Below are 25,878 nucleotides of genomic sequence, written 5' to 3'. Positions count from 1 at the left end.
CGAGAGGAGCGAAACATGAACAAGTCCACCTTGGCCATGGCTGTGGCCGTCGGGGTTTTGACCCAGCAGGCAAGCGCCGCGGGTTTTATCGAAGACAGCAAGGCAACACTGGGGCTGCGTAACTTCTACATCAACACCGATTACCGTGACGGTACTGGCCCGAACAAAAACGAAGAATGGGGCCAAGGCTTCGATCTACGTTTCATCTCGGGTTACACCCAGGGCACCGTCGGCTTCGGTATCGATGCGATCGGCCTGTTGGGCGTCAAACTGGATTCCGGTGGCGGCACCAACGGCGCGAGCAACAACTCGTATGGCGGCACCGTGTTCCCGAGCAAGTCCAACGGCGAAGCGGTTGATGACTTCTCCAGCCTGGGTTTGACTGCCAAAGCCAAGATCTCCCAGACCGAGCTGAAGCTGGGTACCTTGCAGCCCAAGCTGCCGGTGATCGTGACCAACGACGGTCGTCTGTTGCCGCAAACCTGGCAGGGTGGCCAGATCTCCTCGAACGACATCAAGGACCTGACCTTGATCGGCGGTCAGATCGAGCAGGTAAAAGGTCGTAACTCGAGCAACAATGAACAGTTGTCTATCTCTGGCGCCAACAGCCGTTCCGCTACAGGCCGCGACAGCAACAAGTTCATCTATGCCGGTGGCGACTACAAGATCACCAAGGACCTGACGGCCCAGTACTACTACGGCACCCTGGAAGAGTTCTACAAGCAACACTTCCTGGGTCTGGTGCACAACTGGGCCATCGGCCCTGGCGTGCTGAAGTCTGACTTGCGTTACTTCAACAGCTCCGACGACGGTGCCAACGGTCACGATCCTCTGTACTACACCACTGGCAACTACAGCGGTGCAGCCAACGGCAAGGGCAAGGTCGACAACAACCTGTACAGCGGCCTGTTCCTGTACTCCGTTGCCGGTCACACCTTCGGTGGCGGTTATCAGGTCAGCAACGGCAGCAGCGATTTCCCTTGGCTGAACCAGGGCGACGGTTCGTCGAACTACACCATCACCGATTCGCAAATCCAGAAGTTCGGCCGTGCTGGTGAGCGTACCTGGCTAGCACGCTACTCCTATGACTTCGCCAAGGTCGGCGTACCTGGCCTGACGGCTGGCCTGGTGTACCTGCGCGGTGACAATATCGATACCGTTAACGCCAAGGGGGGCGAGGCGGCCAATGGTGCCTCTGAGTGGGAGCGCGACCTGACCGTGGGTTACGTCGTTCAGTCCGGCGCGCTGAAGAACCTCGGCCTGATGTGGAAAAACGCCACGTGGCGCACCGACCTGCCGAACACCCGTTCGCAGGACGAAAATCGCCTGATCGTCAGCTACTCGATCCCGCTGTTGTAATAAGCGCACGCGTAACCGAGACAAAAAAGCCCCGCCCGGTATTGCACCGGGCGGGGCTTTTACATTTTCAAGACGGGTTCACCCCCGTAATCCCGCCTTGAACTTCCCTCTTTGCAGCAACTCAAGGCCTTCTCGAACCTTGGGGGCGATGTTCGGCCGGTTGCGCGGGCACGTCCAGTGAACAGATATTTAATATTTCTTTATGATCTAAATAAATCGATATTTATTCTTTTTAATAGATAAAAAACACAGGCACAGTTGAACCCATCAAGCACTCACAAGGAGCAGCACCATGGGTCTCAGACTTGGCGATATCGCCCCCGATTTCGAACAGAACTCCAGCGCAGGCACCATCCGTTTCCATCAGTGGCTGGGCGATAGCTGGGGCGTGCTGTTTTCCCATCCCGCGGACTTCACACCGGTGTGCACGACTGAGCTGGGCTTCACCGCGAGGCTCAAGGATGAGTTCGCCGCGCGCGACGTCAAGGCCATCGCTTTGTCGGTGGACCCGGTGGAGTCGCACCACAAGTGGATCGAGGACATCAACGAAACCCAGGGCACCGTGGTCAACTTTCCGATCCTGGATGACGCCGACCGCAAGGTCTCGGACCTCTACGACCTGATCCACCCCAACGCCAACGACACCCTGACCGTGCGCAGTCTGTTCGTGATCGACCCGAAGAAAAAGGTCCGGCTGACGATTACCTACCCGGCGAGCACCGGCCGCAACTTCAATGAAATCCTGCGGGTGATCGACTCGCTGCAACTCACCGACAACTACAAGGTGGCCACGCCGGCCAACTGGCAAGACGGTGATGAGGTGGTGATCGTACCGTCGCTCAAGGATGAAGATGAAATCAAACAGCGCTTTCCCAAGGGCTATCGGGCGGTCAAGCCTTACCTGCGTCTGACGCCGCAGCCCAATCGTTGAAGGTCAGAAGATCGCAGCCTGCGGCAGCTCCTACGTGCATACGTCGATCCCTGTAGGAGCTGCCGCAGGCTGCGATCTTTTCAAGGCACCCACAAAGCAGGGGATTTCAGGCCGTTTCGACGGCCTGTTTTTTTGCCTGGAAGAAACCGGTTTATATATTTCTTTTATGCATAACCAAATGAATAAATATGATTTATGGATATATGAATCAGCTGTTAAGGTCACTCCATCGAAGCGAGATCGCAAACCGCGAATCGCCAACACCGTGCAAGGAATCGTCTGAATGTTGGTTGTCTCACTCGGTGGCAGTCCCAGTCAGCGCTCTCGTTCCGGGGTGCTGCTGGATTGCTCCCAGCGTTGGTTGCAAGGGCAGGGCGTGGAAGTAGTGAGTTATCAGGTGCGGGACTTCCCGGCCGAGGACTTGCTGCACGCACGCTTCGACAGCCCCAAAGTGATCGACTTGTTGCAACAGATTGAAAATGCCGATGGCCTGCTGATCGCCACACCGGTTTACAAGGCATCGTTTTCCGGAGCACTGAAAGTCGTGCTGGATCTGCTGCCCGAACGCGCCTTGAGCCATAAGGTGGTTCTGCCGATGGCTACTGGCGGCAGCATCGCCCATATGTTGGCAGTGGATTACGCGCTCAAACCGGTGCTGTCGGCATTGAAGGCCCAGGAAATGCTGCAAGGCATTTTCGCCGTCGACAGCCAGATCGCCTACGGCGAAGGTAGCGCCCAGGCGCAGTTGGCACCGGAGCTGGAACAACGACTGAATGAATCGCTGGAGCTGTTTTTCAGCGCCATGGCGCGACGGCCCAAGCCGCTCGACCCAAACCTGTTGAATGATCGTTTGTTGAGTGCTCGCTGGAGCATTTGAACCTCACCAAAAAATTGAAGTACTGGCCTTACTCGCCCGCCAACGGGCAAGCAGGTGCAGCCAAAACCCAACTGCAAAAAGGAGAGCGCCATGCGCCCTGTCATTTTGCGTCGTGGTCTGGTCGCTCTGTTTGCTGCGGCTTTGACCTTCGGCGCCATTACTCAAGCTCAGGCGCTTTCTACCCGGGAAGGCGTGCTACGAATCGGCTATCAGAAATACGGCACCCTGGTGCTGCTCAAAGCCAAGGGCACCCTGGAAAAACGTCTCGCCGCCCAAGGTGTGGACGTGCAATGGACGGAATTCCCCGGTGGCCCGCAACTGCTTGAAGGCCTGAACGTCGGCTCCATCGACTTCGGTGTTACCGGCGAAACGCCTCCGGTGTTTGCCCAGGCAGCGGGTGCCGATCTGCTCTACGTCGCCTATGAACCGCCAGCGCCGCACAGTGAGGCGATCCTGGTGCCGAAGGACTCGGCGATCAAGTCGGTGGCGGACCTCAAGGGCAAGAAAATCGTGCTCAACAAGGGTTCCAACGTGCACTACCTGCTGGTGCGTGCGCTGGAAGATGCCGGCCTCAAATACACCGACATCCAGACCGTATTCCTGCCGCCGGCCGATGCCCGCGCCGCGTTCGAGCGTGGCAGTGTCGACGCCTGGGTGATCTGGGACCCGTACCAGGCCGCTGCCGAACAACAGCTGCAAGCGCGCACCCTGCGCGATGGCCAAGGCATCGTCGACAACCATCAGTTCTACCTGGCAACCAAGCCTTATGCGCAGAAAAATCCCGAGGTGATCAAGACACTGGTGGAAGAAGTGCGCGCGGTGGGCGAGTGGTCCAAGGCTAACCCGCAAGAGGTGACCCAACAGGTTTCACCGCTGCTCGGCCTGCCAGCGGACATCACCCTGACCTCGGTGAAACGCCAGGGCTATGGCGCGCTGTTCCTCACCCCGGAAGTGGTCGCCGCACAGCAGAAAATCGCCGACAGCTTCTACCAGCTCAAGCTGATTCCCAAGCAGTTGAGCATTAAAGACGTGATCTGGACGCCGCCGGCTGCCGTTGCCCAAAGCTCAGTAACCAAAGCCCAATAATTCGATTCCCCAAGGAGACCACTCCATGAGCCTCAATATTTTCTGGTTCCTGCCTACCCACGGCGACGGCCATTACCTTGGCACCGCCGAAGGCGCTCGCGCCGTCGACCACGGTTATCTGCAACAAGTGGCGCAAGCGGCGGATCGTCTGGGCTTCGGCGGTGTGCTGATTCCTACCGGTCGCTCCTGCGAAGACTCGTGGCTGGTGGCGGCATCGCTGATTCCTGTGACCCAGCGCTTGAAGTTCCTGGTTGCCCTGCGCCCGGGGATCATTTCCCCGACGGTGGCGGCGCGTCAGGCTGCGACCCTGGATCGACTGTCCGGCGGTCGTGCGTTGTTCAATCTGGTGACGGGTGGTGATCCGGAAGAGTTGGCGGGCGATGGTCTGTTCCTGAGCCACGAAGAGCGCTATCAGGCCTCGGTGGAATTCACCCGCATCTGGCGTCGGGTACTGGAAGGCGAAACCGTCGATTACGACGGCCAGCACATCAGCGTGAAGGGGGCGAAATTGCTCTATCCGCCGATCCAGCAACCGCGTCCGCCGCTGTACTTCGGCGGTTCCTCTGAAGCCGCCCAGGATCTGGCCGCCGAACAGGTGGAAATGGTCCTGACCTGGGGCGAACCACCGGCCGCCGTTGCGGAAAAAATCGAACAGGTCCGTGCCAAGGCCGCCAGGCTTGGTCGCACCGTACGCTTCGGCATTCGCCTGCATGTGATCGTGCGTGAAACCAACGCCGAAGCCTGGCAAGCGGCGGACAAATTGATCTCGCATCTGGACAACGAAACCATCGCCCGTGCCCAGGCTTCGCTGGCGCGTTTCGATTCGGTCGGTCAGCAACGCATGGCTGCGCTGCATGGCGGAAGCCGTGACAACCTGGAAGTCAGTCCTAACCTGTGGGCCGGCGTCGGTCTGGTGCGCGGCGGTGCCGGTACGGCGCTGGTGGGCGATGGTCCGACCGTGGCCGCCCGCGTGAAGGAGTACGCGGACCTGGGCATCGATACCTTCATCTTCTCCGGTTATCCACACTTGGAGGAGTCGTACCGGGTGGCGGAGTTGCTGTTCCCGCACCTCGATGTCGAGCGTCCTGAACTGCCGAAGAGCGCCGGTTACGTCAGCCCGTTCGGCGAGATGGTCGCCAACGACATTCTGCCAAAAGCCGCGTCCCAGAGCTGAGGCGCGATCATGAAGAAAATCATCCACAGCCTGGCGCCCTGGGCGTTGCCGGTGTTGTTGCTGGCGGTGTGGCAGTTGAGTGTGTCGGCGGGCTGGTTGTCGACACGAATCCTGCCGGCACCCATCGCCGTCATCGAGGCCGGCGTGAGCCTGGTGCGCAGTGGCGAAATCTGGACGCACTTGGCGATCAGTGGCTGGCGTGCCGCGCTGGGCTTCACCATCGGTGGTGGCATCGGCCTGACCCTTGGCTTCATCACTGGTCTGTCGAAGTGGGGCGAGCGCTTGCTCGACAGTTCGGTGCAGATGATCCGCAACGTGCCGCACCTGGCGCTGATTCCACTGGTGATCCTGTGGTTCGGCATTGATGAGTCGGCAAAGATTTTCCTGGTGGCGCTGGGCACCTTGTTCCCGATTTACCTCAACACCTATCACGGCATCCGCAATGTCGACCCGGCGCTGGTAGAGATGGCGCGTAGCTATGGCCTGAGCGGTTTCAGCCTGTTCTGGCAGGTGATTTTGCCGGGGGCGCTGCCTTCGATTCTGGTTGGCGTACGCTTCGCGCTGGGCTTCATGTGGCTGACGTTGATCGTCGCGGAAACAATTTCCGCGAGTTCCGGCATCGGCTATCTGGCGATGAATGCCCGGGAGTTCTTGCAGACCGACGTGGTGGTGCTGGCGATTCTGTTGTACGCGGTGCTCGGCAAACTGGCAGACCTCGCGGCCCGTGGACTTGAACGAGTGTGGCTGCGCTGGCATCCGGCGTATCAGGTTGCGAGGGGAGGTTCGATATGACTGCCCAACAGCCTCCACGCCTGCTGCGCGGGACTCCGCTGGTGGTGCGCAAGTTGCAAAAAACCTTCGGTGCGCGGCAGGTGCTGCGCGAGATCGACCTGCACATTCCGGCGGGCCAGTTTGTCGCTGTGGTCGGTCGCAGTGGTTGCGGCAAAAGTACCCTGTTGCGCTTGCTCGCCGGCCTCGATCAACCAAGCGGCGGTGAGTTGTTCGCCGGTGCCGCGCCATTGAGTGATGCGCGGGAGGATACGCGGCTGATGTTCCAGGAAGCGCGTTTGCTGCCCTGGAAAAAGATCATCGACAACGTCGGTCTGGGCCTCAAGGGGAACTGGCGGCCGCAGGCGCTTGAAGCTTTGGAAGCGGTGGGCCTGGCCGATCGTGCCCACGAGTGGCCGGCCGCGCTGTCCGGTGGGCAGAAGCAACGCGTGGCATTGGCTCGTGCGTTGATTCATCAGCCGCGCCTGCTGTTGCTCGACGAACCTTTGGGTGCGCTGGATGCCCTGACTCGAATTGAAATGCAGCAACTGATCGAACGGCTCTGGCAGCAGCACGGCTTCACGGTGTTGCTGGTGACCCATGACGTCAGTGAAGCCGTGGCGATTGCCGATCGGGTGATCCTGATCGAAGACGGCGAAGTCGGCCTGGACCTGCACGTGGAACTGCCGCGCCCTCGGGTTCGTGGTTCCCATCGGCTGGCGGCGCTGGAAACCGAAGTGCTAAATCGCGTGCTGGCGCTGCCCGGCCAACCGCCGGAACCGGAACCTGTTTCACCCTTGCCTACGCAATTGCGCTGGGCTCAATAACTCAAGTCTTATCCACGACAGGAATCAACATCATGACTATCAAGGCCATCAACGTTCGCAACCAGTTCAAGGGCTCCATCAAGGAAATCGTCCTCGGCGACGTGCTGTCGGAAATCGACGTGCAGACCGCGTCCGGCATTGTCACTTCGGTGATCACCACGCGTTCGGTGAAAGAGCTGGAACTGGCGGTCGGCAGTGAAGTGATCGCGTTTGTGAAATCCACCGAGGTGTCAATCGCCAAGTTGTAAGGCAGATGCGTAAACAACAACCCCGAAGGGTTTGAGCCCTTCGGGGTTTTTTATTCGTTAAGATCAAAAGATCGCAGCCTTCGGCAGCTCCTACTGGAATACGCATTCCGATGTAGGAGCTGCCGAAGGCTGCGATCTTTTAAAGCGCCACACGCTTGGGCAAATACGGCGGCAAATACAACCCCACATAAGCATCAAACACCCGCATCCCTTCCTCGGCCATACGCGGCGTAATCTGCCCGTGCTGCTGCACCGAGCGCGCATACACCCGGTCGCCCAGTTCCATGGCCAGGGCAAACACATCGACATCACTGGGCAACGTCGGCAGCTCGAAGTGATGGTCGAACAGCTTGTGCATCAGGTCGCCCAGTTCGATGTCGTGCTGGCGGTCGGCCTGGGTGACTTCAGTCAGACCGTGCTGGGCCAGAATGAGTTGGCGGGCGGCGGCGTCTTCTGCGTAGATGTCGAGCATGCGTTGTTCCACCAGTCGCGACAGATCGCGCCAGCCATTCAAGGCGAGATGGTCGATGGGAGCTTGCAGGCAGGCGCGGAAGGCCGCATGGACGTCGGCGGTCAAGGCTTCGAGCAAAGCCGGCACGCTGGCGAAGAAGTGGTAGACCGAGGAGGGCGGAATCTCCGCGCGCTCGGCGACGCTGTAGATCGACAGACTGGCCACACCCTCGGCAGCCAGCAGCGTGCGGGCGGCATCGAGTATCGAATCGATCCGGGCCTGGCTGCGTGCGCGGGGTTTGCGGGGGGTGGCTACGCGTGTCATTGGAGTCTCCTGCGGGGCAGCGGGCATTGTACGCAGAGCGGGCAGATGTTCCATATCCCCTGTGGCGAGGGAGCTTGCTCCCGTTGGGTCGCGAAGCGGCCCCAAAACGGCCGATGCGGTGTGCCTGACAGAACCGACTGCGGATTAAAGGGAGTCCTTCGGCCTCCAGCGGGAGCAAGCTCCCTCGCCACGGGGTTTGATGGCACCCATAAAAAAACGCCGCCGGCTTTTACAGCCGGCGGCGTTTTTTTTACTGCAACCGATTAAACGGTATGCAGGTACCAGTTGTACTCGAGGTCGGAGATGGAGTGTTCGAACTCCTCCAGCTCACTCTCTTTGCACGCGACGAAGATATCGATGTATTTCGGATCGATGTACTTGGCCATGACTTCGCTGTCGTCCAGCTCGCGCAGTGCATCGCGCAGGTTGTTCGGCAGGCTCTGCTCGTTCTGCTCGTAGCTGTTGCCTTCGACCGGGGCGCCAGGCTCGATCTGGTTGGTCAGGCCGTGGTGCACACCCGCCAAAACCGAAGCCATCAGCAGGTACGGGTTGGCATCGGCGCCGGCTACACGATGCTCGATGCGCACGGCGTCGGAAGAACCGGTCGGTACGCGAATCGCCACAGTACGGTTATCCAGGCCCCAGCACGGCGAGTTTGGCACGTAGAACTGTGCGCCGAAACGACGGTAGGAGTTGACGTTCGGGCAGAGAAAAGCCATCTGCGCCGGTAGGGTCTCGAGCACACCGCCGATCGCGTGACGCAGTGCGGCGTTCTGCTCGGGATCCTCACTGGCAAAAATATTCTTGCCGTCTTTGTCGAGAATCGAAATGTGGACGTGCAGACCATTACCCGCCTGGCCTGGGTAAGGCTTGGCCATGAAGGTGGTGTCCATTTCATGGTCGTAGGCGATGTTCTTGATCAGGCGCTTGAGCAGGACCGCGTAGTCGCAGGCCTTGATCGGGTCAGCCACGTGGTGCAGGTTCACTTCGAACTGCGCCGGGGCACTTTCCTTGACGATGGCGTCGGCGGGAATGCCTTGCTCTTTGGCACCTTCCAGAATGTCCTGGAGGCAGTCGACGTATTCGTCGAGGTCGTCGATCAGGTAGACCTGTGTCGAGTGTGGACGTTTGCCGGAAACCGGCGAGCGCGGTGGCTGCGGACGACCGTTCACGTTCTCCTGGTCGATCAGGTAGAACTCCAGTTCGAACGCGGCGCAGATGGTCAGGCCCATTTCGTCGAACTTGCGCACCACATTGGCCAGCACTTCACGCGGGTCGGCGAAGAATGGTTCGCCTTCGAGTTCGTGCATGGTCATCAGCAGTTGCGCGGTCGGGCGCTTCTGCCATGGCTCGTTGCATAGGGTATCGGGAATTGGATAGCAGATTCGGTCAGCATCACCGATGTCCAGGCCCAGGCCGGTGCTTTCCACCGTCGAGCCATTGATATCCAGAGCAAATAGAGAGGCCGGCAGGTTGATGCCTTTCTCGTAAACCTTGTGGAGGCTGGTGCGTTCGATGCGCTTGCCGCGCACCACACCATTCATATCCGCAATCAGAAGGTCAACGTACAGAACCTCAGGATGTTCCTTAAGGAACGCGTTCGCTTCGTTAAGCTGAACGGCACGCGGGGGTACCGACATGATGCAACACCTTTGTTGTTAAAAATATCAATCATTGATCTTTTCAGATTCCAGTCAACCCGAACGGCATGCCGAAGTCAAGCGAGGCCTTTTTTGCCCTAAAAAAGCGCCCGTGTGGCTTTTTTGAGGCACTTTGGGGCGTTTTTATGCCTTTGGCCTCCATGGCGCCCGCAGGCTTGAGCGGGCCGTGTTGTATTTTTTACGGGGGTGTTGTGTAAAAAAATGAACAAGGCTAAGCTCGAATCAAACCCATAACAGCAATAATACCGGGGTGCTTCATGTCTCGCCTGCCGATAATCGGCGTCACCGACTGCTCAAGACAGGTCGGTCGGCATGTTTATCACATCAGTGATGACACGTCCGTCCGTTCCGTGGCCTCAGCGGTTCTGGTGATCCTCCCATCCGTGACGGTTCAACCGTCCCCGTCCGATATTCTGGACGGTCGTGATGGCACCCCCATTACGGTTACTCCATTCAATATAGAACCGATTCACAATAGCGGCCTGACCATCGTTCAGGGCACCGCTCGCGATTCTGCACGCCCGGCTTCTGCAGCCGTGTCGGCAAGCACGATAATCTGCCGCGCAAACGCTCTACAACGCGACGCCGATGCGTCAAACAACGCCTGACCTTAAAAGGGTCAGACAACTCAAGCCTAGAGGCATTTATGAGTAACAACCTCGACCAGCTCACCGATTGGTTGAAAAACCACAAGATCACAGAAGTCGAATGCATGATCGCCGACTTGACCGGGATTACCCGGGGCAAGATTTCGCCGACCAACAAATTCATCGCCGAAAAAGGCATGCGCCTGCCAGAAAGCGTGCTGTTGCAGACAGTGACCGGCGATTACGTCGAAGACGACATCTATTACGAGCTGCTCGACCCGGCCGACATCGACATGATCTGCCGTCCCGATCAGGGTGCGGTGTACCTGGTGCCGTGGGCCATCGAGCCGACCGCCATCGTCATCCACGATACCTACGACAAGCAAGGCAACCCGATCGAGCTGTCGCCGCGCAACGTGCTCAAGAAAGTCCTGAAACTCTATACCGACAAAGGCTGGCAGCCGATCGTGGCGCCGGAAATGGAGTTTTACCTGACCAAGCGCAGTGACGACCCGGACTACCCGCTGCAACCGCCGATCGGCCGTTCCGGTCGTCCGGAAATCGGTCGCCAGTCGTTCTCCATCGAAGCGGCGAACGAATTCGACCCGCTGTTCGAAGACGTCTATGACTGGTGCGAATTGCAGGAACTGGACCTCGATACCCTGATCCACGAGGACGGCACGGCGCAGATGGAAATCAACTTCCGTCACGGCGATGCCCTGTCCCTGGCCGACCAGATCCTGGTGTTCAAGCGCACCATGCGCGAAGCCGCGCTCAAGCACGACGTGGCCGCGACCTTCATGGCCAAGCCGATGACCGGCGAGCCGGGCAGTGCCATGCACTTGCACCAGAGCATCATCGACATCGAGACCGGCAAGAACATCTTCTCCAATGAAGACGGGACCATGAGCCAGTTGTTCCTGCACCACATCGGTGGTCTGCAGAAGCTCATTCCCGAACTGTTGCCGCTGTTCGCACCCAACGTCAACTCGTTCCGCCGCTTCCTGCCTGATACTTCGGCGCCGGTGAACGTGGAGTGGGGTGAAGAGAACCGCACCGTGGGCCTGCGGGTACCGGATGCGGGGCCGCAAAACCGACGGGTGGAAAACCGCCTGCCGGGCGCCGATGCCAACCCGTACCTGGCGATTGCCGCGAGCCTGCTCTGCGGTTACATCGGCATGGTCGAAGGCCTGAACCCGAGTGCGCCGGTGGTGGGGCGAGGCTATGAACGCCGCAACCTGCGCCTGCCGCTAACCATCGAAGACGCACTGGAACGCATGGAAAACAGCGCGACCATCGAGCGGTACCTGGGCAAAAATTTCATCACTGGCTACGTTGCGGTCAAGCGGGCCGAGCATGAAAACTTCAAGCGCGTGATCAGTTCGTGGGAAAGGGAATTCCTGCTCTTTGCCGTCTGATACGCCGGGCGCCGCCGCTGCCTGGCGGCGCCTTCACCTGATTGTTTTAGGAGATTCGTATGACCAGCAACAATCCGCAAACCCGTGAATGGCAAACCCTGAGCAATGATCACCACCTGGCTCCGTTCAGCGACTTCAAGCAGCTGAAAGAGAAAGGCCCGCGGATCATCACCAACGCCAAGGGCGTTTACCTCTGGGACAGCGAAGGCAACAAGATCCTCGACGGCATGGCCGGCCTGTGGTGCGTCGCGATTGGTTATGGTCGCGATGAACTGGCCGATGCCGCCAGTAAACAGATGCGTGAACTGCCTTACTACAACCTGTTCTTCCAGACTGCGCACCCACCGGTACTGGAACTGGCCAAGGCTATCGCCGACATCGCGCCAGAAGGCATGAACCATGTGTTCTTCACCGGCTCCGGCTCCGAAGGCAACGACACCATGCTGCGTATGGTTCGTCACTACTGGGCGATCAAGGGCCAGCCGAACAAGAAAGTCATCATCAGCCGCAAGAACGGCTATCACGGTTCCACCGTGGCCGGCGCGAGCCTGGGCGGCATGACGTACATGCACGAACAGGGCGACTTGCCGATCCCGGGTATCGTACACATCGCCCAGCCGTACTGGTTCGCCGAAGGCGGCGACATGACCCCGGAAGAATTCGGTATCTGGGCGGCCAACCAGCTGGAAGAAAAGATTCTGGAAGTCGGCGTCGACAACGTCGGTGCCTTTATTGCCGAGCCGATCCAGGGCGCCGGTGGCGTGATCATTCCGCCAGAGACCTACTGGCCGCGCATCAAGGAAATCCTCGCCAAGTACGACATCCTGTTCGTGGCTGACGAAGTGATTTGCGGTTTCGGTCGTACCGGCGAGTGGTTCGGTGCCGATTTCTACGACCTTAAGCCAGACATGATGACCATCGCCAAGGGCCTGACCTCGGGCTACATCCCGATGGGCGGCCTGATCGTGCGTGATGAAGTGGTGGACGTGCTCAACGAAGGCGGCGACTTCAACCACGGCTTCACTTACTCCGGTCACCCGGTAGCCGCTGCGGTGGCGCTGGAAAACATCCGCATCATGCGCGACGAGAAGATCATCGAGCGCGTACATGCAGAAACGGCACCGTATTTGCAAAAGCGTCTGCGGGAACTGAACGATCACCCGCTGGTGGGTGAAGTTCGTGGCGTGGGTCTGCTGGGGGCCATCGAACTGGTCCAGGACAAGGCCACGCGCAAGCGCTACGAAGGCAAGGGCGTCGGCATGATCTGCCGTCAGTTCTGCTTCGATAACGGCCTGATCATGCGCGCCGTCGGCGACACCATGATCATCGCTCCGCCACTGGTGATTACACCGGCGGAAATCGATGAACTGGTGACCAAGGCTCGCAAGTGTCTTGACCTGACCCTGAGTGCATTGCAGGGCTAAGTGCTAGGCTCTGAGCGGAAGTCCAAAGTTCTGCAAATGAACCAGGAACTTTCGCTCGGAACTGGTCAGAAAGCGTGGCCGTTCCTTGAAAGACCGATGTGGATCTTGCCAGACTAGCCGCGGTTCCAGTTGCCCGGGTTCGGTCGCTGAACAAGTGGTTCAAAAAAGAAAAATTTGGAGCATTACGCATGAAGGCACTAGGTAAAAAGCTCGCTGGCAAGACCCTCCTTGCCATGTCCGTGATGGGTTTGATGGCGGGCGCGGTTCAGGCCGATGACAAAGTACTGCACGTGTACAACTGGTCCGACTACATCGCACCGGATACCGTCAAGAAGTTTGAAGACGAGTCGGGCATCAAGGTTGTCTATGACGTCTTCGACAGCAACGAAACCCTGGAAGCCAAGTTGCTGGCAGGCAAGTCCGGTTACGACATCGTTGTACCGTCGAACAACTTCCTGGCCAAGCAGATCAAGGCTGGCGTCTACCAGAAGCTGGACAAGTCCAAGCTGCCTAACTGGAAGAACCTGAACACCGACCTGCTCAAGGCCGTTTCCGTGAGCGACCCGGGCAACGAACACGCCTTCCCGTACATGTGGGGTTCGATCGGTATCGGCTTCAACCCCGAGAAGGTCAAGGCTGCGCTGGGTGCCGACGCGCCGACCAACTCCTGGGACCTGCTGTTCAAACCTGAAAACGCCGCGAAGTTGAAATCGTGCGGCATCAGCTTCCTCGATTCGCCAACCGAGATGATTCCGGTGGCGTTGCACTACCTGGGCTATCCAACCGACAGCCAGGACAAGAAACAACTGGCCGAAGCCGAAGCGCTGTTCCTGAAAATCCGCCCTTCGGTAGGTTACTTCCACTCGTCCAAGTACATCTCCGACCTGGCCAACGGCAACATCTGCGTGGCTGTGGGTTACTCGGGTGACATTTACCAGGCCAAGTCCCGCGCGGAAGAAGCCGGTGGCAAGGTGAAAGTCAGCTACAACATTCCAAAAGAAGGTGCCGGCAGCTTCTACGACATGGTCGCCATCCCTAAAGATGCCGAAAACGTCGAAGGCGCCTACAAGTTCATGACCTTCCTGCAGAAGCCGGAAATCATGGCTGAAATCACCAACGCCGTGCGCTTCCCGAACGGTAACGCGGCTGCAACTGCGTTGGTCGATAAAGACATCACCAGCGACCCGGGCGTTTACCCACCGGCGGACGTGCTCGCCAAGTTGTACGCGATTGCCGACTTGCCGGCCGCGACGCAGCGGATCATGACCCGCAGCTGGACCAAGATCAAATCCGGTAAATAAGCCGGTTTTATGCAACAACCTGTTGTCGCCACCCGCGCGGTGGCGACAACAGGTGTAATTAAATGACAGAAAGTTTTGCTGGAACGGTTTTTCGAGGGTAAGTTGCGCGCCGGTTTTGTTGCCGGGCAACCACGGTTGTCATGTAACACGGGGCAACTTGGGCCCAACTAATTTCAGAGGACCTCCACTTGCCTATTTTTTCTTTGTTGCGCAATGCCATGCTGGCGGGCGCCGGGTTGACGCTGGCTGTCAGTGCCCAGGCCGCCGGTACCGTGCATATTTATAACTGGTCGGACTACATCGGCGAGACCACCCTGGCCGACTTCCAGAAAGAAACCGGTATCAAGCCGGTTTATGACGTCTTCGATTCCAACGAAACCCTGGAAGGTAAATTGCTGGCCGGGCGTACCGGCTACGACGTGGTCGTGCCGTCGAACCACTTCCTCGGCAAACAGATCAAGGCCGGAGCATTCCAGAAGCTCGACAAGTCTCAGCTGCCGAACTATTCGAACCTCGACCCGGTGCTGCTCAAGCGCCTGGAGCAGAACGATCCGGGCAACCTGTACGCCGTGCCGTACCTGTGGGGCACCAACGGCATCGGTTACAACGTCGACAAGGTCAAGGCTGTGCTGGGCGTCGATACGATTGATTCGTGGGGCGTGCTGTTCGAGCCGGAGAACATCAAGAAGCTGCAAAGTTGTGGCGTCGCGTTTCTCGATTCCGCCGATGAAATGATGCCGACAGTGCTCAACTACATGGGCCTGAATGCCAACAGCACTAACCCTGAAGATTACAAAAAGGCCGAAGAGAAGTTGCTCGCAGTACGGCCTTACGTGACCTACTTCCACTCCTCCAAGTACATCGCGGATCTGGCCAACGGCGATATCTGCGTGGCGATCGGTTTCTCCGGTGACATCTTCCAGGCCAAGAACCGCGCCGAAGAAGCCAAGAAAGGCGTGAACATTGCCTACTCGATTCCGAAAGAGGGCGGTGCACTCTGGTTCGACATGCTGGCGATTCCGAAGGACTCGGCCAACGTCAAACAAGCCCACGCCTTCATCAACTATTTGCTCAAGCCTGAGGTGATTGCCCAGGTCAGCGATTACGTCGGCTATGCCAACCCTAACCCGGGGTCGGACAAACTGATGGAACAGTCCATTCGCACCGACGAAGCGGTTTATCCACCGCAAGAGGTGCTCGACAAGACCTACGTGTCGATCGAGTTACCGCCGAATATTCAACGTTTGATGACCCGCAGCTGGACCAAGGTCAAGTCGGGTAAATAGCCTCAAGGCTCAAACTATCCAAGGTTGGCTCACCTTGAGCGAACTGCACTCTTTTTTTCTGGGAGTTTCGTAAATGGCAGTTGCCTCCGGCGCCTATAAGAAAGCCCTCGAGGGCGACCAGCAACCTAAACAGGTGCTGGTCAAAATCGACCGGGTCACGAAGAAGTTCGACGAGACGATTGCCGTGGACGATGTGTCCCTGGAAATCAAGAAAGGCGAAATTTTCGCCCTGCTCGGCGGTTCGGGATCGGGCAAATCCACTTTGCTGCGCATGCTCGCAGGTTTCGAACGGCCCACGGAGGGACGCATTTTCCTCGATGGCGTAGACATCACAGACATGCCGCCCTACGAGCGGCCGATCAACATGATGTTCCAGTCCTACGCTCTGTTCCCGCACATGACCGTGGCGCAGAACATCGCTTTCGGCCTCAAGCAGGACAAGATTCCCGCGGCAGAAGTCGACGCCCGCGTGGCCGAAATGCTCAAGCTGGTGCAGATGAGCCAGTACGCCAAGCGCAAGCCGCATCAATTGTCCGGCGGTCAGCGTCAGCGTGTGGCCCTGGCCCGTTCCCTGGCCAAGCGTCCGAAGCTGCTGCTGCTCGACGAACCGATGGGCGCACTGGACAAGAAGCTGCGTTCGCAAATGCAGCTGGAGCTGGTGGAGATCATCGAGCGCGTCGGCGTGACCTGCGTCATGGTGACCCACGACCAGGAAGAGGCCATGACCATGGCCGAGCGCATCGCGATCATGCACCTGGGCTGGATCGCCCAGATCGGCAGCCCGATCGACATCTACGAAACCCCGACCAGTCGCCTGGTCTGCGAATTCATCGGTAACGTGAACATCTTCGAAGGCGAAGTGATCGACGACGCCGAAGGCCACGCGATCATTACCTGCAAAGACCTGGATCGCCAGATCTACGTCGGCCACGGCATCAGCACTTCGGTGCAGGACAAGTCGGTCACCTACGCGATCCGTCCGGAAAAACTGCTGGTCACCGCCGACATGCCGACCTGCCAGTACAACTGGTCCAGCGGCAAGGTGCACGACATCGCCTACCTGGGCGGGCACTCGGTGTTCTACGTCGAACTGCCAAGCGGCAAGCTGGTGCAGTCGTTCGTGGCCAACGCCGAGCGTCGCGGGCAGCGTCCGACCTGGGGTGATCAGGTCTACGTGTACTGGGAAGACGACAGCGGCGTGGTGCTTCGCTCATGAACATGCGCAAACTCAAGCGTCGACTCAATCGAATAATTCCCGGTGGCCGTCAAATGGTCATCGGGGTTCCCTTCATCTGGCTGTTCCTGTTCTTCATGCTGCCGTTCTTCATCGTACTGAAGATCAGCTTCGCAGAAGCGGACGTGGCCATTCCGCCCTACACCGAAATCTACAGCTACGCCGAGCAGAAGCTGCAGTTGCTGCTTAACCTGGGCAACTACGCGATGCTGGCCGGTGACGAGCTGTACATCGCCGCATATCTCGGCTCGCTGAAGATGGCGCTGTTCAGCACCATCCTCTGCCTGGTGATCGGCTACCCGATGGCCTACGGCATCTCCGTTGCCCGCAAGGAAGTGCAGACGGTGCTGGTGCTGTTGATCATGATGCCGACCTGGACTGCGATCCTGATCCGCGTTTACGCGTGGATGGGCATCCTCAGCAACAACGGCCTGCTCAATGGGTTCCTGATGAGCATGGGCTGGATCGACGAGCCGCTGCAGATCCTCAACACCAACCTGGCGGTCTACATCGGCGTGGTTTATTCCTACCTGCCGTTCATGATCCTGCCGCTGTACGCCAACCTGGTGAAGCACGACCAGAGCCTGCTGGAAGCTGCGTCGGACCTGGGTTCGAGCACCTTCAACAGCTTCTGGAAAATCACCGTGCCGCTGTCGAAAAACGGCATCATCGCCGGCTGCATGCTGGTGTTCATCCCGGTGGTGGGCGAGTTCGTGATCCCGGAACTGCTCGGCGGTCCGGAAACCCTGATGATCGGTAAAGTGCTCTGGCAAGAGTTCTTCAACAACCGTGACTGGCCGGTGGCGTCTGCCCTGGCGGTAGTGATGCTGGCGATCCTGATTGTGCCGATTATCCTGTTCAACCGCAGTCAGGCCAAGGAAATGGAGGGTAAAGAATGAAGCGCTTCCGTTTCTCCAGCCTGATGCTGGTACTGGGTCTGTTGTTCATCTACCTGCCGATGCTGATCCTGGTGATCTACTCGTTCAACGCCTCGAAACTGGTAACGGTGTGGGGCGGCTGGTCGATCAAGTGGTACGTCGGCCTGCTCGACAACAGCCAACTGATGGGTTCGGTGGTGCGTTCGCTGGAAATTGCCTGCTACACGGCGGTGGCGGCGGTGGCATTGGGCACACTGGCGGCGTTCGTCCTGACGCGCATTACGCGCTTCAAGGGCCGTACCCTGTTCGGTGGCCTGGTCACCGCGCCGCTGGTGATGCCTGAGGTGATCACCGGTCTGTCGCTGTTGCTGCTGTTCGTGGCCATGGCGCAGATGATCGGCTGGCCGCAGGAACGCGGCATCGTCACCATCTGGATCGCCCACACCACGTTCTGTGCGGCCTATGTGGCGGTGGTGGTTTCGGCGCGCTTGCGCGAGCTGGACCTGTCCATCGAAGAGGCGGCCATGGACCTCGGTGCACGGCCGTGGAAGGTGTTCTTCCTGATCACCATCCCGATGATCGCACCGTCGTTGGCGGCGGGCGGGATGATGTCCTTCGCATTGTCCCTCGATGACCTGGTGCTGGCGAGTTTCGTGTCGGGCCCGGGTTCCACGACCCTGCCGATGGAAGTGTTCTCGGCGGTGCGTCTGGGGGTCAAGCCCGAGATCAACGCCGTGGCCAGCCTGATCCTGCTGGCGGTGTCGATCGTGACTTTCCTGGTCTGGTTCTTCAGCCGTCGTGCCGAAGAAAGCCGTCGTCGTGCGATCCAGCAGGCGATCGAAGAAGCGGCAGCCGACTCGTGGAAGCAACCGGACGTGCGTCGCGCACAGGCACCGGAAGCGGCTTGAGTCTGAACCAGGGGTGACCACAACAATGTGGTCACCCCGATTCAAAATGTGGGAGCGGGCTTGCTCGCGAAAGCGGTGTGTCAGTCAATGTGGATGTCGACTGACACGACCCCTTCGCGAGCAAGCCCGCTCCCACATTTGCTCATGCGACCCAGGGCGATTTGCGGATGACCTCGACGAAGTTCATCGGCTTGAACCCCGGCTCCTGATCCGCCAGCACATCGGCTTTCACATTACCAAACGTGGTCTGCGGACGATGGCGCAAGCCATCGGCAAACGCGCAGATGATGCACTCCTTGAACCCTTCGCCCCGTGGATGCGCATGCACCACCGCTTCGCGCTGCACGCTGGAAAACGCTGCGTAGTCCATGCCCAGCACGTCCATCTCGACGCCAGCCGTGACCAGCGCCACGGTGGGCCGCAAATGCCGGGGCACGCCCGGCGTGGTGTGCAGGGCAATCGATAGCCAGACCTGTTCGATGTCGTCATCGCTCAACCCGTAGGGCTTGAGGAACGCCGCTGCAGCGTTGGCACCATCGACTTCGAAGCGCTCGTTGTCGCTGCGATAACCTTGCACCAGGCCCAGGTCATGGAACATCGCGCCGACGTACAGCAACTCCGGGTTGTAGGCCAGTCGCTTGCGCTCACCGCTCAGTGCGCCGAACAGGAAGACCCGGCGCGAGTGGTGGTAGAGCAGGTCGGACTCGATGTCGCGAATGTATTCGGTGGTGGCCCTGGCCAGTGCGCTGTCGGGGATCTGGATGCCGGCGATGGTGCTGCTCATGGAGTTTTCCTCGTCGTGAACGCCTTGGCGGCGCTGAGGGTTTCAGTCTGTTCCGGCCCCCGAGACCGGACAATCGATCCATGGCTGCGATCCAGGCCAATGAGCGTGCATATCGCGCCAACCTCGCTTGTTATGTGTGGATTGGCTAGGGTTGCTGGTGAGCAGCTAGAAAAGATCGCAGCCTTCGACAGCTCCTACATGGCATTGCGCTCACCTGTAGGAGCTGCCGAAGGCTGCGATCTTTTTTCAACGTTGAGGATGAACTTGAACCATGCAGAAAACCGTAGCCATCGTGGTGTTCGCCGGCGTCCAGTCACTGGATGTCACCGGTCCCATGGATGTGTTTTCCGAGGCCAATCGCTTCCTTACCCCGCAGGATCACTATCGTCTGGAGGTGATCGGCGTCGAGCGCGGGATGATGGCGTGCTCCAACGGTTTGGCACTCAATGCCCATCGGCATTTCAGCGAGGCGCTGGAGCCATACGACCTGTTGCTGGTGGCCGGCGGGCCGCAGTTGCCGTTCATGAGTTTCGGTATGGCATTCGATGGCTGGTTGCGCGATGCCTGTGCCCGGGCCAAGCGCTTTGGCTCGATCTGCAATGGCGCGTTCATGCTCGCCCGGGCCGGATTGCTGGAGGGGCGCACGGTCACCACGCACTGGCAGGACGCATCGGATCTGGCGGTGTTGTGTCCCACGTCCCGGGTGGAGGCGGATCGACTGTATGTCGAGGACGGCGAGCTGTTCACCTCGGCCGGGGTCACCGCGGGTATCGATCTGTCGCTGTATCTGTTGGGTCGGGATCACGGGTCGGAAGTGGCGCTGAATGTCGCCAAGCGGCTGGTGGTGTTTACCCAGCGTTCGGGCGGGCAGTCGCAATTCAGTCCGTTCCTCACGCCGCACGCCGAAACGGATTCAGCGGTGGCGATGGTGCAGCATTACGTGCTGGCCAACCTGACGGGCGACCTGACGATCGCCGACCTGGCCAATGCCGCCAACATGAGCGCGCGGAACTTCTCCCGGGTGTTTGCCAGGGAAGCGAAAATCACCCCGGCCGAGTTCGTCGAGCGTGCGCGAGTGGATGCGGCGAGGACGCTGCTGGAAAGTACCCGCGCGCCGCTCAAGACCGTGGCCTATCAATGCGGCTTTCGCGATGCCCAGCATATGCGCAGTGTGTTCAATCGTAGATTGGGGGTGACGCCGCAGCAGTTCAGGTTGAATTTTGCGGCGATGGTTTGAGCTGACATTTTTATTGCCTGTGAGGGACCCTTCGCGGGCAAGCCCGCTCCCACAGGGTTCTCTGGTGTTCACACAATTTGTGTTCGACACAGATCCCTGTGGGAGCGAGCTTGCTCGCGATGAGGCCAGTCCAGCCAGCAAAATCTATGGCACAGCCCGCGCCGGCAACAGCTTCAACGTACTGCGCGTGTTGGCCGTGACTTCTTCATCATTGAGATGCGCCTGGAAGTACATCCCCTCGATGTAGGCCTCGGCCTGATCATCATAGTGACTGTCGAACAGTACGCCGCTCTGGCCGACCGGGTTGACGGTCAGGCTGTGGGTCGGGTCGGCGAAGTCGATCAGGCGTCGGGTCGAGGGGCCATAAGTGACGGGCCAGGGTGCCGGGCCAATTTTCGCCGAGAGGTTGTTGGGCACTTCATGGCTGCCCGGTGCGGCGAAGGGGCCGACATTGAAGAACAGGTCCAGCGGCTTTTGCTGCCCCAGCGGATGGCCGTGGGTCAACGTGTGCGCGTTGCCCCACTGCCATTGCGAGGCGTCGGCGCCGAGTGTGCTCTTGAGGTGCGCGAGGCTGGCTTGCCAGGCGGCCTTCACCGTATCGGCACGGGTTTCCTTGCCGAGGGTGCTGCGGTTGTCCCACCACGGTGAATCGGCGCTGGCGGCCAGGCGGGGGAGCGCGGCGTCGATCACCCGGGTCGAGAGCAGCGTTTCGAAGAAGTCGTTACCCAGTTCATCGCGCATCGTCGCGTCAGCCAGGTTGAACAGGAGCTGGTTGAACAGCGTGGCGCTGGTCGAGTCGAGGGGGTAATCGCCTTGCCACTGGGCCAGTTGCTCCACCAGTTTGAGCTCGGCGGGATCGCTCACCACTTCGCGCAATACTGGCAACAGTGGTGCCAACAGGCGCGGGCCGTAGGCGGTGGTGGTGCCCAGTTGCAGCTTCTGGCTGTTTTCCAGGTCCCATTTGACCGCTTTGTCACTGAGCTGGCGATTGAGTTGCTGGCCGCGATCGGCAAGGTTGTAGTAGCCGGGAATCTCCATGCCGGTCGGCGACACTGGCTGGAAGTTGGCCGAGACGATGTAGCCCCGGGCCGGGTTTTCTTCCTGGGGGTTGGCCGTGAACGGGTAAAAGCCGTCCTTGTCCGCCTCGGCGGTGCTGCCGTCGAGGATGAACCACGGGCGTACACCCGTCGGGCGTTTAGGCAATTGCGCCGCCGCCCACCAGCCGATGTCACCCTTGGCATTGGCCCAGACAACGTTCAGGCCCGGGGCCTGGATTTTTGCCGAGGCACTGCGGGCCTTGGCCAGGGTGTCGGCGCGATTGAGCTGGTAGAAGCCCTCCAGGATCGGGTTCTGGCTTTCGAGAAACGCCCACCACATGGCAATCGGCGTTTTGCCGGCGCCGCTGCCCAAGGCATCGTTGACGATCGGGCCGTGGGGCGACTGGCGCAACACCAGGGTGACTGGCGCCTGGCCCTTGACCGCGATCTGCTGCTCGCTGGTCGTCATGTCCACCCATTTGCCGCGATACCAGACCTGATTGGGGTTGTCCGGGTTGACCTTCTCGGCGATCAGGTCGAGGTCGTCGTTCTGGAACATGGTGATGCTCCAGCCGAAGTCGCTGTTCATGCCCAGGGAGGCAAACGGCATCAGGGCCTGATAGTGGCCGTAGAGTTCAAAGCCCGGCGCCGAGAGCTGTGCTTCGTACCACACCGACGGCGCGGAAAAACGGATATGCGGATCACCCGCCAGCAACGGCTTGCCGTTTTGGGTCCGGCTGCCCGCGACGACCCAGGCGTTGCTGCCCTCGAACTGTGGCAGGCCGTTGTCAGCCAGGGCTTGCTCGCTCAGGCGGGCGAGGGCGTTGAGGTCTTTCCAGTCGGCGCTGGCCAAGGGTGTGCCGGTCCCGTTGAGCACGCCCTTTGGCTGCCAGTCGAGATCGAAGATGTTCAGGTATTCAGGCCCCAGTTGATCGCGCACGAATGTCAGCAAGGGTTCGGTACGAAATGCCGCGGCAAAACTGTAGGCCATGTAGCCGGCGATGCTGATGGTGTCCTGGGCCGTGAACGGGCGTTTTGGAATGCCCAGCACATCGAACTCCACGGGTTTGGCGTGGCTGTCCTGATACTGGTTGATGCCGTCCAGATAGGCTTGCATGGCGATGAAGGAGGGCGACTGCTTGTCGAGATTCGCCAAGTAGGTTTCGGCACGTTCGCGAATGCGCAGGCTGCGCATCAGTTTGTCGGTATCGAGCAGTTTCGGCCCCAGCACTTCGGCCAGTTCGCCACGGGCCAGGCGACGCAGGACTTCCATCTGGAACAGGCGGTCCTGGGCATGCACATAGCCGAGGGCACGGTACAGGTCGGTTTCGTTGTCGGCGCGGATGTGCGGGACGCCGCGCTCGTCGTAGCGCACGGTGACGGAGCCTTGCAGGTGTTGCAGTTCCATCATGCCCTGGCGTGACGGCTGCTTGCTGTAGAGGTACCAACCGGCCCCGGCGGCCAGCATGACGATCAACAGAGCGAGAGCGGTCAGGCTGCGTTTCATGGAGACTCCTTGTTGTTATTGTGATTCCTGGCGCCACTGTGTAACACGTTGCGCCGATTTGGCGCATCGCCCGTAGGAGGGATTCGTATTACTGCGTCTTTCCCTATTTGCTTGGCTCGACAAGCCACGGGCAGTAACACCCCACCGCCAGTGTGTGCGTGGCACTCACCGCACGTCCCTCATCCAGCGCTTGCAGGATCGGTTCGATAAAGCTGTTGCTCGAATTGCAGGTCAGGCCTTCGCTGTAGGGGCCGAAATACGCCAGTTTGCCGCTGCGATCCCAGATCGCCACGGCCGGGCTGGCGGGGATCTGTTCGGAGCCGGGCAGGACGTCGATGGTTTTCAGGCTGCTCAAGGTGCCCGGCAATTGGCCGTGGCTGCCGGGTTTTTGCACGGCATAGAATTCCACGCCATGGGGAATGTAGCGCTCGACCAGTTCGGTCAGGTGTTGTTGGTTGCCGACATTGCACGGGCAGGCCGGGTCCCAGAAGTGCACCAGGCGGATGGCGCCAGGGCCGGCGAGGGATTCGGGAAGGCGCAGCGGATCGCCGGAAAACATCGCGGTGTGCTCGCTGAACGCCCGCAGGTAACGCCCCTGGAACCAGTCGTAGGCCGCCCACAATGCGCCGGCACACACCACGGCGAGCAGGCTGGCAAACAGGGTGGCGCGAAGGGGCGAGCGCATCGGTTCAATCCTCGAAGGTCGGCTAGCTTGCCATGCTTGCCGCGACAGATGAATATCGCAGGCCTATAAAGTCCGTTTCACGTTCTGGAATCGTCCATGCCGGCTACTTTCGACCCTGATTTTCTACGTGCAAGCCTGCTGCCATTGGCGGCCGGGCAGCCGTTGTCGGCGCAGGCGCAGGCTTACCAGCGATTCTACGGGCTGGATTTTGCCTCGCGTCAGGTGCGCAGTGGCCTTGGGCGATTCGAGGTCGACGGTTATGAGCTGGTCAGCCAGTTCTGGTGGCCCGAGCGGGCAAAGGCGACGTTGTTTGTCATCCACGGTTTCTACGACCACACCGGGCTCTACCGGCATGTGATCGAATGGGCGCTGGACCAGGGCTTTGCGGTGATTGCCTGCGACTTGCCGGGGCATGGCTTGTCCAGTGGCGAACGGGCGAGCATCAAGGATTTCGCCGAGTACCAGGACACGCTGCAAGGTCTGTTCAGTGAGGCGCAGTCTCTCGACCTGCCGCAGCCGTGGCACCTGTGCGGGCAGAGCACCGGCGGGGCGATCGTGATCGATCATGTGTTGAATGCGGGGGCGAGCAGCCCGGCCCAGGGGCAGGTGATTCTGCTGTCGCCGCTGGTGCGGCCGCGGGCGTGGGGTTGGTCGCAGCTGAGTTATTACCTGCTCAAGCCTTTCGTCAAAGCCATCGCCCGACGTTTCAGCGAGAACTCCAGCGACCCGGCCTTTCTGCCGTTCCTGCAAGCCGATCCGTTGCAGCCGCTGCGTCTGCCGACGGCCTGGGTGGGCGCATTGGCGCGCTGGATCAAGCGCATCGAGGCCGCTCCCGTGAGTGCCCGCCGGCCGCTGATCGTGCAGGGGCAGGCCGACATGACGGTGGATTGGGAACACAACCTGGAAGTGTTGCGGGGCAAGTTTGATCGGCCGCAGGTGCTGATGCTTCCCGAGGCGCGGCATCATCTGGCGAATGAGACGCTGGTGATGCGAGAGGAGTATTTCGGGTTCTTGACCAGGCGGATGAGCCGGCAATATCGATGAGTCAAGATCGAAAGATCGCAGCCTTCGGCAGCTCCTACCGAACGTTTGTAGGAGCTGCCGAAGGCTGCGATCTTTTTTACTGGGTCAGGTTCGAATTACTCTGCCCCACCGCCAACCCTGCCCGGATTGCTGCCAATGCGGCTTGATAATAAGCCTGGCCTTCCGAAGATTCAGCAAAGGTCGCGAACTCTTCCAGTTCGTTGTCCGACAGGTCGCGATAGACATACAGCAGCGTGTTGTTCAGGTCGCTGCCGATCTGGTCCATCAGGCGCTGGCGTTGGCCGTTGAGCATGCCTTGGGCCTGACCGGCACCGAGCAACCCGGGGATCATCGAACTCAAGCTGTCGGCGGCGACGCCAGCAATCGCCAGGCTGACTTCCGCGCCGGCCTCGCGTGCGGGCAGGGCTTGTGCCAGGTGGCCGATGATCAGCATGCGGCTGTCACTGGCCTGCATCTTCGGCAGGCCCTTGGCGTTTTTCGCCAGTTGGTCGCGACGGGTCGCCAGCAGCTCGGCGGCGACGACTTTCTTGCCCAGGGGTGACTGGAAAAACGTCAGCGCGGGCTTGGGGTTGGCGAGGTTCTTGCGCAATTGCGCTTCGGCGCGCTGGTCCATGGCCTGGGCGGAAAAACGCTGATTGCTGTTACTGACCAGTGCCTGAAATACCGCTGGAGGCAGGCTGCCCTGGTAGCGTTGCTGAGCGGCCGAGAGGGCGTCGCTGAAATGCGCGCGTTGTTCCGGCCAGCCGGCGACCTTGTACAACAGGTCATGGCCGTCTGCCCAGGCGGGCATAACGCAGAACATCAGCAGTGATAAAAGCAAACGGCGCATAGGGACTCCTGTC

At 59.8% G+C, this 25,878-nt stretch carries 24 protein-coding genes; 18 read left to right on the top strand and 6 right to left on the bottom strand.

Annotated elements, in window-relative coordinates; translation table 11 throughout:
• Window positions 1–15: 15 nt before the first annotated feature.
• The 9 genes from ACMDB8_RS26665 to ACMDB8_RS26625 all read left to right on the top strand — a co-directional run bounded on the left by ACMDB8_RS26665 (window position 16) and on the right by ACMDB8_RS26625 (window position 7,270).
• The gene (locus ACMDB8_RS26665; RefSeq protein WP_409078182.1) at window positions 16–1,359 is read left to right on the top strand and encodes an OprD family porin; all 1,344 of its coding nucleotides are present in this window, start codon (window positions 16–18) and stop codon (window positions 1,357–1,359) included.
• Window positions 1,360–1,651: 292 nt separating this feature from the next.
• Complete coding sequence (locus ACMDB8_RS26660) at window positions 1,652–2,290, top strand: peroxiredoxin (RefSeq protein WP_056726414.1); 639 nt, start codon at window positions 1,652–1,654, stop codon at window positions 2,288–2,290.
• Between the two features lie 34 nt (window positions 2,291–2,324).
• Window positions 2,325–2,573, top strand: a complete 249-nt coding sequence (locus ACMDB8_RS26655) for a hypothetical protein (RefSeq protein WP_223541304.1) — start codon at window positions 2,325–2,327, stop codon at window positions 2,571–2,573.
• Window positions 2,574–3,167 carry an NADPH-dependent FMN reductase gene (gene ssuE, locus ACMDB8_RS26650; protein WP_409078181.1) on the top strand — a complete coding sequence of 198 codons (594 nt, stop codon included), beginning with the start codon at window positions 2,574–2,576 and terminating at the stop codon, window positions 3,165–3,167. It abuts the gene before it with no gap.
• Window positions 3,168–3,257: 90 nt separating this feature from the next.
• Window positions 3,258–4,253, top strand: coding sequence for a sulfonate ABC transporter substrate-binding protein (locus ACMDB8_RS26645; RefSeq protein WP_409078180.1), 996 nt, complete (start codon window positions 3,258–3,260; stop codon window positions 4,251–4,253).
• Window positions 4,254–4,278: 25 nt separating this feature from the next.
• Entirely contained in the window at window positions 4,279–5,427 is a 1,149-nt protein-coding gene (gene ssuD / locus ACMDB8_RS26640; protein ID WP_056726417.1) for an FMNH2-dependent alkanesulfonate monooxygenase, read from the top strand.
• Between the two features lie 9 nt (window positions 5,428–5,436).
• Window positions 5,437–6,219, top strand: a complete 783-nt coding sequence (gene ssuC / locus ACMDB8_RS26635) for an aliphatic sulfonate ABC transporter permease SsuC (protein ID WP_409078179.1) — start codon at window positions 5,437–5,439, stop codon at window positions 6,217–6,219.
• Window positions 6,216–7,022, top strand: coding sequence for an aliphatic sulfonates ABC transporter ATP-binding protein (ssuB, locus tag ACMDB8_RS26630; protein ID WP_056726419.1), 807 nt, complete (start codon window positions 6,216–6,218; stop codon window positions 7,020–7,022). Before ssuC ends, ssuB begins: the two co-directional genes overlap by 4 nt.
• A gap of 32 nt (window positions 7,023–7,054) precedes the next feature.
• The gene (locus tag ACMDB8_RS26625; protein WP_007967989.1) at window positions 7,055–7,270 is read left to right on the top strand and encodes a TOBE domain-containing protein; all 216 of its coding nucleotides are present in this window, start codon (window positions 7,055–7,057) and stop codon (window positions 7,268–7,270) included.
• 139 nt (window positions 7,271–7,409) lie between these two features.
• Here ACMDB8_RS26625 and ACMDB8_RS26620 read toward each other — a convergent pair whose 3' ends face one another.
• Complete coding sequence (locus tag ACMDB8_RS26620; RefSeq protein WP_056726420.1) at window positions 7,410–8,045, bottom strand: TetR/AcrR family transcriptional regulator; 636 nt, start codon at window positions 8,043–8,045, stop codon at window positions 7,410–7,412.
• A 263-nt stretch (window positions 8,046–8,308) separates the two neighbouring features.
• A complete protein-coding gene (locus ACMDB8_RS26615) occupies window positions 8,309–9,685 on the bottom strand; it encodes a glutamine synthetase family protein (RefSeq protein WP_046039110.1) in 1,377 nt (458 codons plus the stop codon).
• Window positions 9,686–10,352: 667 nt separating this feature from the next.
• Between ACMDB8_RS26615 and ACMDB8_RS26610 the strand changes: the two genes are divergently transcribed.
• The 7 genes from ACMDB8_RS26610 to ACMDB8_RS26580 all read left to right on the top strand — a co-directional run bounded on the left by ACMDB8_RS26610 (window position 10,353) and on the right by ACMDB8_RS26580 (window position 18,742).
• A complete protein-coding gene (locus ACMDB8_RS26610) occupies window positions 10,353–11,711 on the top strand; it encodes a glutamine synthetase family protein (RefSeq protein ID WP_056726421.1) in 1,359 nt (452 codons plus the stop codon).
• A gap of 59 nt (window positions 11,712–11,770) precedes the next feature.
• The gene (locus ACMDB8_RS26605) at window positions 11,771–13,135 is read left to right on the top strand and encodes an aspartate aminotransferase family protein (RefSeq protein ID WP_056726422.1); all 1,365 of its coding nucleotides are present in this window, start codon (window positions 11,771–11,773) and stop codon (window positions 13,133–13,135) included.
• 188 nt (window positions 13,136–13,323) lie between these two features.
• Entirely contained in the window at window positions 13,324–14,436 is a 1,113-nt protein-coding gene (locus ACMDB8_RS26600; RefSeq protein WP_056726423.1) for a polyamine ABC transporter substrate-binding protein, read from the top strand.
• 188 nt (window positions 14,437–14,624) lie between these two features.
• Window positions 14,625–15,722 (top strand): polyamine ABC transporter substrate-binding protein, encoded by a 1,098-nt coding sequence (locus ACMDB8_RS26595; RefSeq protein ID WP_056726424.1) that lies wholly within the window; start codon window positions 14,625–14,627, stop codon window positions 15,720–15,722.
• 73 nt (window positions 15,723–15,795) lie between these two features.
• A complete protein-coding gene (locus tag ACMDB8_RS26590) occupies window positions 15,796–16,938 on the top strand; it encodes an ABC transporter ATP-binding protein (protein WP_008048747.1) in 1,143 nt (380 codons plus the stop codon).
• A gap of 35 nt (window positions 16,939–16,973) precedes the next feature.
• A complete protein-coding gene (locus tag ACMDB8_RS26585) occupies window positions 16,974–17,855 on the top strand; it encodes an ABC transporter permease subunit (RefSeq protein WP_172435394.1) in 882 nt (293 codons plus the stop codon).
• Window positions 17,852–18,742, top strand: a complete 891-nt coding sequence (locus ACMDB8_RS26580) for an ABC transporter permease subunit (RefSeq protein ID WP_056726426.1) — start codon at window positions 17,852–17,854, stop codon at window positions 18,740–18,742. Before ACMDB8_RS26585 ends, ACMDB8_RS26580 begins: the two co-directional genes overlap by 4 nt.
• A 142-nt stretch (window positions 18,743–18,884) precedes the next feature.
• Here the strand turns inward: ACMDB8_RS26580 and ACMDB8_RS26575 are convergent, their stop codons facing one another.
• Complete coding sequence (locus ACMDB8_RS26575; RefSeq protein ID WP_056726427.1) at window positions 18,885–19,526, bottom strand: HD domain-containing protein; 642 nt, start codon at window positions 19,524–19,526, stop codon at window positions 18,885–18,887.
• 271 nt (window positions 19,527–19,797) lie between these two features.
• Here ACMDB8_RS26575 and ACMDB8_RS26570 point away from each other — a divergent pair, with 271 nt between their 5' ends.
• Window positions 19,798–20,763, top strand: a complete 966-nt coding sequence (locus tag ACMDB8_RS26570) for a GlxA family transcriptional regulator (protein WP_223541306.1) — start codon at window positions 19,798–19,800, stop codon at window positions 20,761–20,763.
• A 144-nt stretch (window positions 20,764–20,907) separates the two neighbouring features.
• Here the strand turns inward: ACMDB8_RS26570 and ACMDB8_RS26565 are convergent, their stop codons facing one another.
• Window positions 20,908–23,307, bottom strand: coding sequence for a penicillin acylase family protein (locus ACMDB8_RS26565; protein ID WP_223541307.1), 2,400 nt, complete (start codon window positions 23,305–23,307; stop codon window positions 20,908–20,910).
• Window positions 23,308–23,410: 103 nt separating this feature from the next.
• Entirely contained in the window at window positions 23,411–23,992 is a 582-nt protein-coding gene (locus tag ACMDB8_RS26560) for a DUF6436 domain-containing protein (protein WP_409078178.1), read from the bottom strand.
• 96 nt (window positions 23,993–24,088) lie between these two features.
• Here ACMDB8_RS26560 and ACMDB8_RS26555 point away from each other — a divergent pair, with 96 nt between their 5' ends.
• Window positions 24,089–25,036: an alpha/beta hydrolase gene (locus tag ACMDB8_RS26555; RefSeq protein WP_056726431.1), complete on the top strand. Its 948-nt coding sequence runs from the start codon at window positions 24,089–24,091 to the stop codon at window positions 25,034–25,036.
• Window positions 25,037–25,112: 76 nt separating this feature from the next.
• Here the strand turns inward: ACMDB8_RS26555 and ACMDB8_RS26550 are convergent, their stop codons facing one another.
• A complete protein-coding gene (locus ACMDB8_RS26550; protein WP_056726432.1) occupies window positions 25,113–25,865 on the bottom strand; it encodes a DUF2059 domain-containing protein in 753 nt (250 codons plus the stop codon).
• Window positions 25,866–25,878 lie beyond the last annotated feature (13 nt).

This window comes from Pseudomonas monachiensis, from assembly GCF_047345015.1.
GTDB lineage: Bacteria > Pseudomonadota > Gammaproteobacteria > Pseudomonadales > Pseudomonadaceae > Aquipseudomonas > Aquipseudomonas monachiensis.
Note: the sequence above shows the minus strand (reverse complement) of the source record. Positions and strands in the feature narration are given on the sequence as shown.

Coding starts and splice junctions, on each gene's coding strand:
- ACMDB8_RS26560 (WP_409078178.1), bottom strand. CDS start 23,992: ATGCGCTCGCCCCTTCGCGCCACCCTGTTTGCCAGCCTGCTCGCCGTG.
- ACMDB8_RS26590 (WP_008048747.1), top strand. CDS start 15,796: ATGGCAGTTGCCTCCGGCGCCTATAAGAAAGCCCTCGAGGGCGACCAG.
- ACMDB8_RS26555 (WP_056726431.1), top strand. CDS start 24,089: ATGCCGGCTACTTTCGACCCTGATTTTCTACGTGCAAGCCTGCTGCCA.
- ssuB (WP_056726419.1), top strand. CDS start 6,216: ATGACTGCCCAACAGCCTCCACGCCTGCTGCGCGGGACTCCGCTGGTG.
- ACMDB8_RS26620 (WP_056726420.1), bottom strand. CDS start 8,045: ATGACACGCGTAGCCACCCCCCGCAAACCCCGCGCACGCAGCCAGGCC.
- ACMDB8_RS26580 (WP_056726426.1), top strand. CDS start 17,852: ATGAAGCGCTTCCGTTTCTCCAGCCTGATGCTGGTACTGGGTCTGTTG.
- ACMDB8_RS26625 (WP_007967989.1), top strand. CDS start 7,055: ATGACTATCAAGGCCATCAACGTTCGCAACCAGTTCAAGGGCTCCATC.
- ssuC (WP_409078179.1), top strand. CDS start 5,437: ATGAAGAAAATCATCCACAGCCTGGCGCCCTGGGCGTTGCCGGTGTTG.
- ACMDB8_RS26665 (WP_409078182.1), top strand. CDS start 16: ATGAACAAGTCCACCTTGGCCATGGCTGTGGCCGTCGGGGTTTTGACC.
- ACMDB8_RS26615 (WP_046039110.1), bottom strand. CDS start 9,685: ATGTCGGTACCCCCGCGTGCCGTTCAGCTTAACGAAGCGAACGCGTTC.
- ACMDB8_RS26605 (WP_056726422.1), top strand. CDS start 11,771: ATGACCAGCAACAATCCGCAAACCCGTGAATGGCAAACCCTGAGCAAT.
- ACMDB8_RS26600 (WP_056726423.1), top strand. CDS start 13,324: ATGAAGGCACTAGGTAAAAAGCTCGCTGGCAAGACCCTCCTTGCCATG.
- ACMDB8_RS26570 (WP_223541306.1), top strand. CDS start 19,798: ATGCAGAAAACCGTAGCCATCGTGGTGTTCGCCGGCGTCCAGTCACTG.
- ACMDB8_RS26550 (WP_056726432.1), bottom strand. CDS start 25,865: ATGCGCCGTTTGCTTTTATCACTGCTGATGTTCTGCGTTATGCCCGCC.
- ACMDB8_RS26565 (WP_223541307.1), bottom strand. CDS start 23,307: ATGAAACGCAGCCTGACCGCTCTCGCTCTGTTGATCGTCATGCTGGCC.
- ACMDB8_RS26645 (WP_409078180.1), top strand. CDS start 3,258: ATGCGCCCTGTCATTTTGCGTCGTGGTCTGGTCGCTCTGTTTGCTGCG.
- ACMDB8_RS26660 (WP_056726414.1), top strand. CDS start 1,652: ATGGGTCTCAGACTTGGCGATATCGCCCCCGATTTCGAACAGAACTCC.
- ACMDB8_RS26610 (WP_056726421.1), top strand. CDS start 10,353: ATGAGTAACAACCTCGACCAGCTCACCGATTGGTTGAAAAACCACAAG.
- ACMDB8_RS26575 (WP_056726427.1), bottom strand. CDS start 19,526: ATGAGCAGCACCATCGCCGGCATCCAGATCCCCGACAGCGCACTGGCC.
- ssuD (WP_056726417.1), top strand. CDS start 4,279: ATGAGCCTCAATATTTTCTGGTTCCTGCCTACCCACGGCGACGGCCAT.
- ssuE (WP_409078181.1), top strand. CDS start 2,574: ATGTTGGTTGTCTCACTCGGTGGCAGTCCCAGTCAGCGCTCTCGTTCC.